The following is a 14,562-nucleotide window of genomic DNA, read 5'->3' as shown; positions in this document are numbered from 1 at the left end:
TCGCCCACTTCGCCCCCTGTGTGCTCGCGTGTCAGAACGTCGCGGACTCGGCGTCGCGCAGAGGCGTGTAGGTGAGCCCCTCGACGCCGGAGAACCGCTCGATGTGCCCGGAGTACATCTGGTGGCCGATGTCGCTCAGCAGCGCGTCGTGGATCGGGATGAAGACCTTGGGCGCGATGCGGCCGACGAACTCGATGGAGTCGCGGCTGGCCGCCCACGGGGCGTTCAGGGGATGGGCGAGCACGTCGACCTGGCCGGGCTCGCCGTCGTAGGCGTCCCCGGGGTGGAAGAGCGAGGGCTCACCGTCGGCCCGCAGCACGATCCCGACGTTGGGGATGCGGGGCATCGCCGCGTGGTTGTATGCGTGCAGCTCGCCCACCGGGGAGACCGTGACGTCGCCGACCGTGAAGTCCTCCCCCTGGCGTGACGGGACCGCCGCCAGGCCCTGCTCGCGCAGCGCCTCGGCCGTCAGCGGGTCGGTGTGGACGCTCGCGCCCGGGTTGGCCCGGAGCAGCGCCGCGACCCGGTCGGCGTCGAAGTGGTCGGCGTGGTTGTGCGTCACGATCACCGCGTCGAGCCCGGTCAGGTCCTCGAAGCCCGAGGAGAAGCTTCCGGGATCGATGAGGATGCGACGGTCGGCGGCCTCGACGAGGAGGCAGGCATGTCCGAGGTGAGTCACGCGCATGCCGCCAGCCTAGCCACGCCGTGCCGGCTCCTCCCCGACGTCGGTGCGGCGGGTCGCCACCCGGCGGCCACGGAGCCGGCGCATGCGCGCCCACGCGCTCGACCGGTTGGGCGGCAACCGCAGCGGCCCGGAGTCGGTGGGGACCACGGCCGACTCCCTCGCGGCCTCGAGCTCGCGCACCGCCCGCAGGGAGTCGCTGATCAGGGACCCGTAGACCGGCCACTCGTCGGGGTCGTCCAGCGGGGTGCGACGGACCTCCTCGCGCAGGTCGGTCAGCACGGTCAGGGCCGTGGCGACGGAGTCGTCGAACTTCCTCGTCGCCGCGTCGTCGTGCCGGCCGAGCTGCGACACGGCCACGGACATCGCGGCCAGCGCGTCGGCGAAACGTGCGAGGAAGGTCGCCGAGGGCGCCGGGTGGTGCTCCGCGCCGTCTGCGGCGTCGACGAGCGTGCGGCCGATCCCGGTCACCTGCCAGAGCGCCCGCCGCAGCGTCGTGACCGTCCGCTCGTAGCCCTGCCAGTCGACGTCGGCCGGACGCAGGTTCTGGCGCAGGTTGAAGCGCGTGCTCTCCCTGCCCGTTCGGATGTCGTCCAGGACGAGCGGCGCCCTCTCCACCATGTCGGTGCCGTCGCGGTACCAGCCGCGGGCGGTGGCGGCATCCCACTCGCCGCGCAGGCCTTCGGCCATCTGGGCGAGCAGGTCACGGACCTGGCGGGCCAGCGCCACCACTCGCTGGCGGGGCTTGGTCAGGTGCAGCGGAGCGAAGACCACTGCGTTGGTGGCCACCCCGATGACTCCACCGGCGACGGTCTCCACGATCGTCAGGTAGGTGAACTGCTCGTCGGTGCCCTTGGCGGTGATGAGCGAGAGCAGCACCATGGCCGGCACCTGGATGCCGTGGTCGCCGAGCCGGGACCACCGGCCGATGACGAGGGCGACGAGGATGACCGCGAACATCGTCCACCACGTCACGCCGAGCAGGTTGGCGACCACCCACGCGACGCCGAGACCCAGCACCACCGCGGCGATGCGCTGCGCACTGGCCGAGAGCGACCGCACCATCGTCCGGTCGACGACGAGCAGGGCCGCCATCGGTGCGTAGAACGGCACCGGGCTGTGCAGCACCCGCACCGCGAACTGCCAGGCGAGGACCGTGGCCACCGCCGCCTTGAGCAGGAGCAGCAGCGCGTCGCGCTCGGGTCCGGGGCGGTGCAGCGCACGCCGGAGGGCCAGGAACCGCTGGGTCGTGTCCTCGCGCCACTGGCTCATGCGGGAGGGCCGTCGCAGCGGATGGGCCGGTCGAGGGGTACCGGTTTCGCATCGTCCACGCGCCTCACTCTAGGGGGCGCCCCGGGTCCGGGCCCGAGGGCCCGGACCCGTGCTCTCAGTGCGAGCGGCGCGCCGCGGCCTCCTCGACGGCTCGCTTGTCGACGTCGTCCATGGCACGCGTGTCGCGCGGCTCGGCGAAGGGCTCGAGGTCCTCCGGCTGGCCGGCAGCGATGGCGCGGCTGCGGTCGAGCTCGGCGTTGACCTCGGCGCCGAGCAGGATCGCGATGTTGGTCAGCCACAGCCAGACCAGGAAGATGACGACGCCTGCCAGCGACCCGTACGTCTTGTTGTAGGAGGAGAAGTACGCGACGTAGAGCGCGAAGAGGGCCGAGACGGCGATCCAGATGACGACGGCGACGAGCCCACCCGGGCTGACCCACTTGACGCCGCCCTGCTTGGCGTTGGGGCTCGCCCAGAAGAGCACGGCGAAGAGCATCGAGACGATGACGAGCAGCACCGGCCACTTGAGGATGCTCCACAGCAGCACGGCGGTGTCGCCTGCGCCCACGAGGTCGCCGACCTGCTGGGCGACCGGCCCGCTCACGACGACGATGACGGCGCTGATGATCATGACCACCACGGCGAAGACCGTGACGCCCACCCTGATCGGCACCGTCTTCCAGATCGGGCGTCCCTCGGGGATGTCGTAGATGACGTTGGACGCGCGCATGAAGGCGGCGACGTAGCCGGACGCCGACCACAGCGCGATGAGGATGCCGAGGACGGCGCCGAGGCCGGCTCCCTTGCGGTTGGACTGGGCCTGCGTGATGAGGGTCTGGACGAACTCGGCACTCGAGCCGGGCGTCAGGGACTTCACCTGGTCGACGACCTGCGTGGTCGCGTCGGGGCCGAGGAGCCCGAGCGCGGAGACGAGCACGACCAGGGCTGGGGCGATGGACAGGAGGCCGTAGTACGTCAGGGAGGCGGCGAGGTCGGTCAGGTTGTCGCGCTTGAACTCGCCGCGGGCCCGCTTCAGCACCGCCACGAGGGAGGCGCGAGGGAGCTCCGTCGGGCTGTCCGGGGCGTCGTCGCGCTTGGTGTCGGGTTGTGTCGCCATGCCGGTTGCGTACCCAGTGGCCGGGGGAAGGCTCACGGGAACGTCCACCGGAACGTCCACCGGAGCCTCGCCCGACGCCCGTCACCCCGGCGGTCGAGGTACCGTCCGAGGGCCCGGTGCGCCGCCGCCCGGGCCCGGTGCAAGGATGGTGGGCTCGCCTGGGTACGAGTGGAGGAGCGTCACAGTGCCGTTGGAGCCGGACGACCGGAGGGAGACGCGAAGCATGGTGGCCGACAGCTCGGAGCTGATCGCCGGACGCTATCGACTCATGGACCGGATCGGCTCCGGCGGCATGGGGCACGTGTGGCTCGCCTGGGACGAGCGCCTCAACCGCGCCGTGGCGATCAAGCAGCTGCACCCCCCGGTCACGCTCGACGAGTCCGACGCGGCCGTCGCCCACGAGCGCGCGATGCGCGAGGCCCGCAACACCGCACGCCTGCACCACCCCAACGCGGTGCCGGTGTTCGACGTCGTGGACCACCAGGGCCGTCCCTGCCTCGTCATGCAGTACCTCCCGTCCCAGAGCCTGCAGGCGGTGCTGCGCGACCGTGGTCCCCTGCCGGTGCAGGAGGTGGCACGTCTCGGCGGCGAGCTGGCGTCGGCGCTGGCGGCTGCCCACCGGGCCGACCTGGTGCACCGCGACGTCAAGCCGGGCAACGTGCTGCTGGCGGAGGACGGCACGGCACGCATCACCGACTTCGGCATCAGCCACGCCCTCGGCGATGCCTCCCTGACCTCCACGGGCATGGTGACCGGGACCCCGGCCTACCTCGCGCCCGAGGTGGCACGTGGCGCGCCCTCCACGCCTGCCTCCGACGTCTTCTCCCTGGGCGCGACGCTCTACGCCGCGCTCGAGGGCTCCCCTCCCTTCGGCACGGGCGACAACGCCATGGCGCTGCTGCACCGGGTGGCGTCCGGGGACATCACCCCGCCGAGCGACACACCCCTGGCGCCCGTGCTGCGCCGGATGCTGGCGACCTCCCCCGAGGACCGGCCGTCGATGCAGGAGGCGTCGGTGGCGCTCGCGGAGGTCGCGGCCGGTGGGGCGGCCTCCCGACGGCCTTCGGACCGTACGCGGGTGCTTCCTCCGGCTGGCGCTGCCGCCACCGCCGTGGGCGCTGGGGCGGCAGCCGCAGCGGACGTGGGCGCCGGCGCGGCGCGCGCAGCCGGCGGCAGCTCGACCGCGACAGGCGCGGCCGGTGCGGCCGGTGCGGCCGGTGCGGCCGGTGCGGCCGGAAGCCGGCCGAGCACCCAGACGGCGCGGATGCCTGCCGCGGCCCCGCGCCCGGACCACCCGAGCACGCCGCCGCAGACCCCTGCCGGTGACGGCGCATCGCGCCGGCGGAGGGGTCCCGTGCTGGCCGGGCTGCTCGTCCTGCTGCTCGTCGGCGGCGGGATCCTCGCACTGTCGCTGCTACGCGACGGTGCACCATCCGGCGGGTCGGCCCGGCCTCCGGTCGTCGCGGGCTCGAGCAGCCCGAGCGCCACCCCGCGGCCGAGCACCTCGGCCCCCACCTCGACCGCCCAGGCCCCCTCGCCGACCAAGCCGTCCGCGACCGCGAACCCGACCCAGACGACGCCTGCCCAGCCGAGCACGACACCCGGCACCGGTCCCGCCTCCGCGTCCGAGCTGGCCGGAGCCGTTCGCGACTACTACGGGTTGCTCCCCGGCAACACCGACGCGGGGTGGGCCCGGCTGACGGACCGCTACCGCGCCACGACGGCTCGCGACCGGGCCACCTACGACCGCTTCTGGGCCTCGGTGGACTCGGTGAGCGTCGGGCAGGCGAAGGCCTCCGGGCCCGGTTCGGTCGTCGCGACCGTGCGCTACGCCTTCAGTGACGGACGACGGTTCGAGGAGCGCACGGCATACACGCTCGTGCAGCAGGACGGCATCCTCAAGATCGACACGTCGGCGGTGCAGAGCAGCCGCCAGCTGTGAGCCCCTGCGCGGGCAGGAGTCAGCGGACGATCGTCACTGGCAGCGCCACATCACCACGGGATGGCGGGAGTGGGCCGGGCGGTTGCGCGAGGCACCCACTGGCGCCACGACGCTCGTGGTGCAGACCTGGGCCAGGCGCTCGAGCATGGCGGCCCGCTCGCTGCCCGTCATCACGGTCACAACGCCTTCGTCCTCGGTCGAGGTCACTGCGCTCATCGCGGCTCTCCTGGTTGCGTCGACCGGCCTTCGCTCAGCCGGTGTCCCAGGGGTAGGTGTACCAGTCCCACGGGTCGAAATGAGGGTGAATGCCCGATTTTCGGCAAGAAAGTCCTAAGAGATGTGCAAGAGGACGGGTGCGACGCGCGTCAGGCGTTGCGCCCCCTCCCGCGCGCCGGCACCGAGGCGGAGGTCACCCGAGCCAGACACGTGCGGTCGGTGACGAAGGGAACGAGCTCGAGATCGGCGTCCTGCTCACCGACAGCGGCCAGGGTGCCGCCGACCAGCCCGCGGTGGATGCCGCACACCACCTCGGGGTGGGCGCGTGCCATGGTCATGAACGGGCAGTCGTGCAGGGTCAGCTCCACGGTGCGGCCACCGGCCCTCGTGCGCAGCTCCGGTTGGTAGCCCCACTCCTCGAGCAGGTCCACTGCCCTGCCCACCTTGCCCAGCCACGCCCCGGCCGTCGTGGCGGGAGGCGGAGCCGGTTCGTCGGTGTGCTCCTCGACCCAGTGGCGCCCGGCAGCCTCCGGGTCCAGGGGCGCCCCGGCCGCGGCGTCGGCCCACGCGCTGGTCAGCAGCTCCGTGAACGCGTTCAGGGCTGCCGGCGCGGCGAGCCCGGCGGGTCCGCCCCTGGCGTCCAGGTAGACCTTGCGCGGGCGACCGACGGAGCCCCGCCGCAGCGCGGTGGTCACGAGCCCCGCTTCGACGAGCTGCTCGAGGTGGAACCGCGCGGTGGTGACGTGCAGCCCGAGGTCCGCGGCCACCTGCGCCGCGGTGCGCCCGTGTCCGTCGGACCTGTCACCGGGGTCCTCGAGGGAGCGCAGGATCGCGCGTCGGGCGGGCGTCAGCAGGAGCCGGTCGCCGGGAGCTCTCGTGGCCATGGCCCCTCCATTTCGTTGATTTGGAGGATAGCGGTGCACCTCGGACCCCGGGCGAAGACCGTAAAAAGTCGGCATGAGAATCCCGATAAGCCCTCACGTGCAGGCGCTTTCGCCATACCGTGACAGGCAGTTCGGGGGAAAGAGCCTCTTTCTCTTTCGGCTTCCTCGGGCATGACCTGACCGCTATTTGGATGAGCGCCCTGCTCATTTGGAGGATCATGAAGCCCGAGCCCGGGTCAGCCGGCTCCGCGTCCATCGACGGCCCCGCCTCCGCTGCACTCCTGAAGGCGGGCCGGTTCTTCACCCGCTGGGAGGAGTCCGACGACGGCCGCGCGGTCTACCGCAAGGGCGGTCGAGCCGGAGACGTCTTCTACCGCGACCGCTGGAGCCACGACAAGGTGGTCAGGTCGACGCACGGCGTCAACTGCACCGGCTCCTGCTCGTGGAAGGTGTACGTCAAGGACGGCATCATCACCTGGGAGACGCAGCAGACGGACTACCCGTCGGTCGGCCCCGACCGTCCGGAGTACGAGCCGCGCGGGTGCCCGCGCGGGGCGGCCTTCTCCTGGTACACCTACTCCCCCACCCGGGTCCGCTACCCCTACGTCCGCGGGGTGCTGCTCGAGATGTACCGCGAGGCCAAGAGCCGCCTCGGCGACCCCGTGGCCGCGTGGCACGAGATCACGACCGACCCGGACAAGCGGCGCCGCTACCAGAGCGCCCGCGGCAAGGGCGGGCTCGTGCGCGCTTCGTGGGGCGAGGCCGTCGAGATCGCGGCCGCCGCGCACGTGCACACCATCAAGGAGTACGGCCCCGACCGCGTGGCGGGCTTCTCCCCCATCCCGGCGATGTCGATGGTGTCGCACTGCGTCGGCACCCGGTTCATCCAGCTCATCGGTGGCGTCATGACGAGCTTCTACGACTGGTACGCCGACCTGCCCGTCGCCAGCCCCCAGGTGTTCGGCGACCAGACCGACGTGCCCGAGTCGGGCGACTGGTGGGACGCGACCTACCTGCTGATGTGGGGCTCGAACGTCCCGGTCACGCGTACGCCCGATGCCCACTGGATGGCCGAGGTGCGCTACCGGGGCACGAAGGTCGTCACGGTCAGCCCCGACTACGCCGACAACACGAAGTTCGCCGACGAGTGGATGCCGGCGCAGGCGGGCACCGACGCCGCGCTCGCCATGGCGATGGGCCACGTGCTCCTCAAGGAGTTCTTCGTCGAGCGCGAGGTGCCCTTCTTCACCGACTACGTGCGCACCTACAGCGATCTGCCGTTCCTCGTGCGCCTCGAGCCGGCGGAGGGGGCGTATGCCGCCGGGCCGGGCGCCGCTGGCACCGCCCCGCACGTGCCCGGCAAGTTCCTCACCGCGGCCGATCTCGCCGGCGATGCGGGCCAGGCGCCCGACGAGGACGCTTGGAAGACGGTGCTGCTCGACGCTTCGACGGGTCGGCCGGTCGTGCCCAACGGCTCGATGGGCTTCCGCTACGCCGAGTCGGGCAAGGGCCGGTGGAACCTCGACCTCGAGGGCGTGGAGCCGGCGCTCACGATGGGCGCCACAGTGGCCGGTGACGGTTCGGACGGCGCGGACGCCGAGGCCGTCGAGGTGCTGCTGCCCGCCTTCGTCGAGCCCGACGGCACCGGGTCGGTGCTGCGGCGCGGCGTGCCGGCCCGCCGGGTGGGTGGCCACCTCGTGACCACCGTCCACGACCTGATGCTGGCGCAGTACGGCGTGGAGCGCCCCGGGCTCCCGGGCGAGTGGCCCTCCGGCTACGACGACGTGTCCACGCCCTACACGCCGGCCTGGCAGGCCGAGATCACCGGCGTGCCGGCCGAGCAGTGCATCCGGGTGGCACGCGAGTTCGCGACGAACTCCGAACAGTCGCAGGGGCGCTCGATGATCATCATGGGCGCCGGCATCTGCCAGTGGTTCCACGGCGACGCGACCTACCGCGCCATCCTGTCCCTGCTGGTCCTGACCGGCTGCATGGGCCGCAACGGCGGCGGCTGGGCCCACTACGTCGGGCAGGAGAAGTGCCGACCCATCACCGGGTGGGTCTCGCTCGCCAACGCCCTCGACTGGAGCCGGCCGCCGCGCACCATGACCGGGACGTCGTACTGGTACATGCACACCGACCAGTGGCGCAACGACGGCTACTCCGCCGACTCGCTCAGCTCGCCGCTGGCCAAGGGCCACCTCGCCGGCAAGCACACGGCCGACACCATCGCGCAGTCCGCCCGGATGGGCTGGATGCCGTTCTACCCCCAGTTCGGGACCAACCCGCTGCAGGTGGCCGACGACGCCCAGGCCGCCGTCGACGCGGGCACCGCCACCAGCCCGGCGGCATACGTGGCCGGCGCGCTCCACGACGGCTCGCTCAGCCCGGCCATCGAGGACGTGGACGCGCCGGAGAACTGGCCGCGCACGCTGGTCCTCTGGCGCAGCAACCTCATGGGCTCCTCCGCCAAGGGCAACGAGTACTTCCTGCGCAACCTTCTCGGCACGCACCACAACGTGCTCGGCAGCGAGAACCCCATGACGCCGAGGCCTTCCGAGGTGAAGTGGCACGAGCGGGCGCCGGAGGGCAAGCTCGACCTGCTGCTGTCGGCCGACTTCCGGATGACCTCGACGACGCTGCTGTCCGACATCGTCCTGCCGGCGGCCACGTGGTACGAGAAGCACGACCTCAGCTCGACCGACATGCACCCCTTCGTGCACGCCTTCACCCCGGCCATCGACCCGCCGTGGGAGGCCAAGAGCGACTTCGGGCTCTTCCACCTGCTCGCCGAGCGTTTCTCCGACCTCGCCCGCACGCACCTCGGGGTGCGCAAGGACCTCGTCAGCGTGCCGCTCATGCACGACACGGCCGGCGAGACGGCCCAGCCCGGCGGTCGGGCGGTCGACTGGCGCGCCACCGGTCAACCGGGCGTCCCGGGCCGCACGATGCCGGTCTTCCAGGTCGTCGAGCGCGACTACACCGCGATCGCCGAGAAGCTCGCGACCGTGGGCCCGCTCGCCGACACCCTGGGCTTCACCGTCAAGAACGTCACCTACCGGCTCGAGGAGGAGACCGCCCGGCTCGCCGCCAAGAACGGCGTCATGCTCGGCGGCGCGGGCGACGGCCGGCCGGCCATCGACACCGACGAGAAGCTCGCCGAGGCGATCCTCACCTTCTCGGGAACGACCAACGGACGCCTTGCGGTGCAAGGGTTCCGCTCGCTCGAGGAGCGGGTCGGCAAGAAGCTCGTCGACCTCGCCGAGGGGTCGGAGGAGAAGCACATCACCTTCGCCGACACCCAGGTGGCGCCCGTGCCGGTCATCACCTCACCGGAGTGGTCCGGGTCAGAGACCGGGGGGCGGCGCTACGCGCCGTTCACCGTCAACATCGAGCGGCTCAAGCCCTTCCACACCCTGACCGGGCGCATGCACTTCTACCTCGACCACGACTGGCTGCAGGACCTCGGGGAGGCGCTGCCGATCTACCGGCCACCGCTCGACATGCACCGCCTCTTCGGCGAGCCGAAGCTGGGCCCGGACGGCGGCAAGCAGGTGACAGTGCGCTACCTGACGCCGCACTCGAAGTGGTCGATCCACTCCGAGTACCAGGACAACCTGCTCATGCTGTCCCTGTCGCGGGGTGGGCCGACGGCCTGGATGAGCCCGCAGGACGCCGCCTCGATCGATGTCGCCGACAACGACTGGGTCGAGTGCGTCAACGACAACGGCGTGCTCGTCTGCCGGGCGATCGTCAGCCACCGGATGCCGGAGGGTGTCGTCTACGTCCACCACGCGCAGGAGCGCACCATCGACGTCCCGAAGTCCGAGGCGACGGGCCGCCGGGGCGGCATCCACAACTCGGTCACCCGCCTGCTCGTCAAGCCGACGCACCTGGTCGGCGGTTACGCCCAGCTGTCGTACGCCTTCAACTACCTCGGCCCGACCGGCAACCAGCGCGACATGGTCTCGACCGTCCGCAAGCGCTCCCAGGAGGTGACGTACTGATGCGTGTCATGGCCCAGATGGGCATGGTGATGAACCTCGACAAGTGCATCGGGTGCCACACGTGCTCCGTCACGTGCAAGCAGGCGTGGACCAACCGCGCCGGCACCGAGTACGTCTGGTTCAACAACGTCGAGACCCGACCCGGCCAGGGCTACCCGCGCCGCTACGAGGACCAGGAGACGTGGAGGGGCGGCTGGACGCTGACGCACCGGGGCAGCCTGAAGCTCAAGGCCGGCGGCCGGGTGCAGAAGCTGCTCGGCATCTTCTCCAGCCCCGTGCAGCCCAAGCTCGCCGACTACTACGAGCCGTGGACCTACGACTACCAGACGCTCGTCGAGGCGCCCCTCGGCGACGACTTCCCGGTCGCCCGGCCCAAGTCGCTCATCACGGGCGAGAACACGAAGATCACGTGGTCGGCCAACTGGGACGACAACCTCGGTGGCGCCAGCCAGCTCGGGCACCTCGACCCGATCGTCGCGAAGCTCAACGAGTCGGCGCGCCGCGAGTCCGAGGAGAAGGTCCGCTTCGAGCTCGAGAAGACCTTCATGTTCTACCTGCCCCGCATCTGCGAGCACTGCCTCAACCCGTCGTGCATGGCCTCCTGCCCCTCCGGCGCGATCTACAAGCGCGACGAGGACGGCATCGTCCTCGTCGACCAGGACCGCTGCCGCGGCTGGCGCCAGTGCATCACCGGCTGCCCCTACAAGAAGATCTACTTCAACCACAAGAGCGGCAAGGCCGAGAAGTGCACCTTCTGCTACCCGCGCGTGGAGGTGGGCCTGCCCACCGTCTGCTCCGAGACGTGCGTCGGCCGGCTGCGCTACCTCGGCCTCTTCCTCTACGACGCCGACCGCGTCACCCAGGCGGCGGCGACGCCCGACGAGCGAGACCTCTACGAGGCCCAGCTCGACCTGCTGCTCGACCCGAGCGACCCCGAGGTGACCGCCGCGGCCCGGCGGGACGGCATACCCGACGACTGGATGGACGCTGCACGGCGCTCCCCCGTCTACGCGCTCGCGAAGAAGTACCGCGTCGCGCTCCCGCTGCATCCGGAGTACCGGACCATGCCGATGGTCTGGTACGTCCCGCCGCTCTCGCCAGTCGTCGACCTGCTCGCCGAGCAGGGGCATGACGCGGAGGACCGCGGCGTGCTCTTCGGGGCGATCGAGTCGCTGCGCATCCCCGTGGAGTACCTCGCCGAGCTGTTCACCGCCGGGCGGACCGACGTCGTCACCGACGTGCTGCGCAAGCTCGCGGCCATGCGCGCCTACATGCGCGACGTGGCACTCGGCCGTGACGGCGACCCGTCGATCCCGGCCGCCGTCGGCCTCGACGAGGAGACCCTCTACGAGATGTACCGCCTGATGGCGATCGCGAAGTACGACGAGCGCTACGTCATCCCCACCGCGCACGTCGAGCGGGCGCACGAGCTCGAGGAGATCGGCTGCTCGCTCGACTTCGACGAAGGACCCGGCATGTACGAGTCCGGGCCGTTCGGCGAGGCGAGCGGCCGGCCCGCCCCCGTCGCCGTCGAGACGTTCAACGCGCTGAAGCAGCGCCAGACCACCGACTCGGCCGCCACCGCGACCGCTCCGGGTGAGCTGAGCGGCCGCGTCAACCTGCTCAACTGGGACGGCCGGGGCGCCCCGCCGGGGCTCTTCCCCGGCGAGAGCCGCGACGGCAACCGCGAGGGGGTGTCGTGATCGGGCTGCGCCGCCGGGCGGCGAGGCCGAGCGACCACCGGGTCGTGCACCTAGTGGCCGCCCGGTGCCTCGACTACCCCCGCCCGGAGCTGCTCGCGGGTCTGCCGCAGCTGCGCGAAGCCCTTGCAGAGCAAGGCGACTCGGCCGGTGCCCGCGAGCTCACCACGCTCGTGGAGCACCTCGGGGCGCACGACCTCCCCGAGCAGCAGCGCGCCTACGTCGACACCTTCGACCTCAGCCGCAAGCACGCGCTCTACCTGTCCTACTGGACCGACGGCGACACCCGCCGGCGAGGCGAGGTGCTGGGACGGTTCAAGGCGGCATACCGGCAGGGAGGCGCGGTCGTGGACACCCACGGTGAGCTGCCCGACTACCTGCCTATGGTGCTCGAGTTCGCCGCCCGCGTCGATGCCGAGGCCGGATCCACCCTGCTGCAGGACTACCGCGCCAGCCTCGAGCTGCTGCGGATCGCCCTGCAGGAGAAGCAGAGCCCGTATGCCGCCGCGGTCGTCGCGGTGTGCGCGACCCTGCCCGGGGACTCGCCACCGGACCGCGCCGCGGTGATGGCGATGGTCGGGATGAGCGGGCCCCAGCCCGCCGAGGCCGTCGGCCTCGAACCCTACGACCCGAGACTCCTTCCGCTGCAGCCGGTCTCGTCGGCCCCCTCGACAGGAGCGCGCGCGTGAGCACCTTCCTCTGGGGCGTGCTGCCCTACCTCTGCATCGCCAGCCTCGTCGGTGGGACGGTGTGGCGCTACCGCTACGACAAGTTCGGGTGGACCACCCGCTCCTCGCAGCTCTACGAGTCGCGGCTGCTGCGCATCGGCTCGCCCCTTTTCCACTTCGGCATCCTGCTCGTCTTCATCGGGCACGTCGGCGGCCTGGTCGTCCCGCAGGCCTGGACCGAGGCGGTCGGAGTCAGCGAGGGGCTCTACCACTTCAACGCGCTGCTCTTCGGCGGCCTCGCCGGCGTGTGCACCCTCGTCGGCATCCTCATCCTCGTCTACCGCCGCCGCACCACCGGGCCGGTCTTCATGGCGACGACGAAGAACGACAAGCTGATGTACGTGCTGCTCGTGGCGGCGATCGTCCTCGGTCTCTGGACGACCCTCGTCAGCGTCGGCGCCGGCAGCGAGGCGCACAACTACCGCGAGTCCGTCTCGCCGTGGTTCCGCTCGGTCTTCCTGCTCCACCCGGACGTCGCGGCGATGGACCGCGCGCCGATCCAGTTCCACGTGCACGCGATCGTCGGCATGATCCTCTTCGCGCTGTGGCCGTTCACGCGCCTGGTGCACGCCTTCACCGCGCCGCTGCACTACCTCTTCCGGCCCTACATCGTCTACCGGTCCCGTGACCGACGCACCGGTGGGGCGCGGGCCACGCGCCCCGGCTGGAGCGGCGTCGGCACGCCCGACCGCGACCGTCGGTCCTGAGCCGGCCACCCTCCCCTCCGACAGGCACGATCACTCTCCCTCACCCAGGAGCCACCATGAGCAAGACCGCGGCGACGCCTCGAGCGGACGCCCCAGCCGAGCTGTCCGGACAGAACCGCAACCTCGCCCTCGCCCTCTTCGCCTTCGCCGTGACGTTCTGGGCCTGGAACATCATCGGGCCGCTGGGGGTCCGCTACGCCCAGGCGCTGCACCTCAGCAGCAGCCAGAAGGCCCTGCTCGTCGCCACGCCGGTGCTCGTCGGCTCGGTGGGACGCATCCCCGTGGGAGCGCTCACCGACCGCTTCGGCGGCCGCATCATGTTCCCCGTCCTGACGCTGGCGACCATCCCGTTCGTCCTGCTCGTCGCGGTGGCCGGCAACGCCAAGTCGTACCCGCTCCTGCTCGTCTTCGGCTTCTTCCTCGGGATCGCCGGCACGACGTTCGCGGTGGGCATCCCCTTCGTCAACGCGTGGTTCACGCCCGAGCGCCGCGGCTTCGCCACCGGCGTCTTCGGCGCGGGCATGGGCGGCACGGCCCTGTCGGCCTTCTTCACACCGCGCTTCGTGACGTGGTTCGGCTACACGCTCACGCACGTCATCCTCGCCGTCGCGCTCGCCGCCACGGCGGCGATCTGCTGGACCTGGATGCGCAACTCGCCGCTCTGGCGACCCAACACCGACCCCGTCGTGCCGAAGCTCGCCGCGGCCGTACGCCTGCCGGTCACCTGGCAGATGTCGTTCCTGTATGCCGTCACCTTCGGCGGGTTCGTCGCCTTCTCGACGTACCTGCCGACCTACCTGAAGGACGTCTACTCCTTCGACCTGACGGCTGCCGGCACACGCACCGCCGGCTTCGCCATCGCTGCCGTGCTGGCCCGGCCGGTCGGGGGCGTCCTCAGCGACCGCATCGGCCCGCGGGCCGTCGTCGGCATCTCGCTGGCCGGCACCACCGCCCTCGCCATCGTGCTCGCCCTGCGTCCTCCGCTGGAGCTTGCCGCGGGGGCCTCGTTCGTCGTCATCGCCTTCTTCCTGGGGCTGGGCACCGGGGGCGTCTTCGCGTGGGTCGCCAAGGCCGCGCCGGTGGAGCGGGTCGGCAGCGTCACCGGGCTGGTCGGTGCCGCCGGCGGCCTCGGCGGCTACTTCCCGCCGCTGGTCCTCGGAGCCACCTACCAGCTCCTGCTTCCCGAGTACGGAGTGGGTCTGGTGCTCCTGGCTGTGGTCGCCGGCGCGGCCCTGCTCTTCTCGCAGCTCGCCATCCCCGGCGGCCGCCGTCCGCAGGCCGCCTGACGCCGGCCGCCTGACGCCGGC

At 71.6% G+C, this 14,562-nt stretch carries 11 protein-coding genes; 6 read left to right on the top strand and 5 right to left on the bottom strand.

All coding sequences use genetic code 11. The annotated features are described in order from the left end of the window. Positions 1-31: 31 nt before the first annotated feature. The 3 genes from ABD241_RS05265 to ABD241_RS05255 form a co-directional block, all read right to left on the bottom strand. On the bottom strand, positions 32-685 hold the full coding sequence (locus tag ABD241_RS05265) for an MBL fold metallo-hydrolase (protein ID WP_344059135.1): 654 nt from the start codon (positions 683-685) through the stop codon (positions 32-34). A 9-nt stretch (positions 686-694) separates the two neighbouring features. Further along, entirely contained in the window at positions 695-1,954 is a 1,260-nt protein-coding gene (locus ABD241_RS05260; protein ID WP_344059133.1) for an FUSC family protein, read from the bottom strand. Positions 1,955-2,069: 115 nt separating this feature from the next. Beyond that, positions 2,070-3,071 (bottom strand): YihY/virulence factor BrkB family protein, encoded by a 1,002-nt coding sequence (locus ABD241_RS05255; protein ID WP_344059131.1) that lies wholly within the window; start codon positions 3,069-3,071, stop codon positions 2,070-2,072. A 223-nt stretch (positions 3,072-3,294) separates the two neighbouring features. On the opposite strand from ABD241_RS05255, the gene ABD241_RS05250 reads away from it, so the two are divergent. Further along, positions 3,295-5,013 (top strand): serine/threonine protein kinase, encoded by a 1,719-nt coding sequence (locus ABD241_RS05250; protein WP_344059129.1) that lies wholly within the window; start codon positions 3,295-3,297, stop codon positions 5,011-5,013. Between the two features lie 33 nt (positions 5,014-5,046). On the opposite strand, the gene ABD241_RS05245 is transcribed toward ABD241_RS05250, so the two are convergent. Continuing rightward, positions 5,047-5,229 carry a hypothetical protein gene (locus tag ABD241_RS05245; RefSeq protein ID WP_142186962.1) on the bottom strand — a complete coding sequence of 61 codons (183 nt, stop codon included), beginning with the start codon at positions 5,227-5,229 and terminating at the stop codon, positions 5,047-5,049. A 149-nt stretch (positions 5,230-5,378) separates the two neighbouring features. Then, positions 5,379-6,113, bottom strand: coding sequence for a helix-turn-helix transcriptional regulator (locus tag ABD241_RS05240; RefSeq protein WP_344059126.1), 735 nt, complete (start codon positions 6,111-6,113; stop codon positions 5,379-5,381). A 218-nt stretch (positions 6,114-6,331) separates the two neighbouring features. Between ABD241_RS05240 and ABD241_RS05235 the strand changes: the two genes are divergently transcribed. Genes ABD241_RS05235 through ABD241_RS05215 form a run of 5 tightly spaced genes read left to right on the top strand, consistent with a single transcriptional unit; the run spans position 6,332 to position 14,541 of the window. Then, positions 6,332-10,120, top strand: a complete 3,789-nt coding sequence (locus ABD241_RS05235) for a nitrate reductase subunit alpha (protein WP_344059124.1) — start codon at positions 6,332-6,334, stop codon at positions 10,118-10,120. Further along, positions 10,120-11,823: a nitrate reductase subunit beta gene (narH, locus tag ABD241_RS05230; protein WP_344059122.1), complete on the top strand. Its 1,704-nt coding sequence runs from the start codon at positions 10,120-10,122 to the stop codon at positions 11,821-11,823. Before ABD241_RS05235 ends, narH begins: the two co-directional genes overlap by 1 nt. Further along, positions 11,820-12,509 (top strand): nitrate reductase molybdenum cofactor assembly chaperone, encoded by a 690-nt coding sequence (gene narJ / locus ABD241_RS05225; protein WP_344059120.1) that lies wholly within the window; start codon positions 11,820-11,822, stop codon positions 12,507-12,509. The genes narH and narJ overlap by 4 nt, the downstream gene beginning before the upstream one ends. After that, positions 12,506-13,255: a respiratory nitrate reductase subunit gamma gene (gene narI, locus ABD241_RS05220; protein ID WP_344059118.1), complete on the top strand. Its 750-nt coding sequence runs from the start codon at positions 12,506-12,508 to the stop codon at positions 13,253-13,255. Before narJ ends, narI begins: the two co-directional genes overlap by 4 nt. Positions 13,256-13,311: 56 nt before the next feature. Beyond that, a complete protein-coding gene (locus ABD241_RS05215) occupies positions 13,312-14,541 on the top strand; it encodes an MFS transporter (RefSeq protein ID WP_344059116.1) in 1,230 nt (409 codons plus the stop codon). Positions 14,542-14,562: the final 21 nt, after the last annotated feature.

Origin of the sequence: Terrabacter lapilli, assembly GCF_039531305.1 — a bacterium.
In the GTDB taxonomy this organism is placed as follows: Bacteria; Actinomycetota; Actinomycetes; order Actinomycetales; family Dermatophilaceae; genus Terrabacter; species Terrabacter lapilli.
This window is presented reverse-complemented; position numbering and strand designations above follow the sequence as displayed.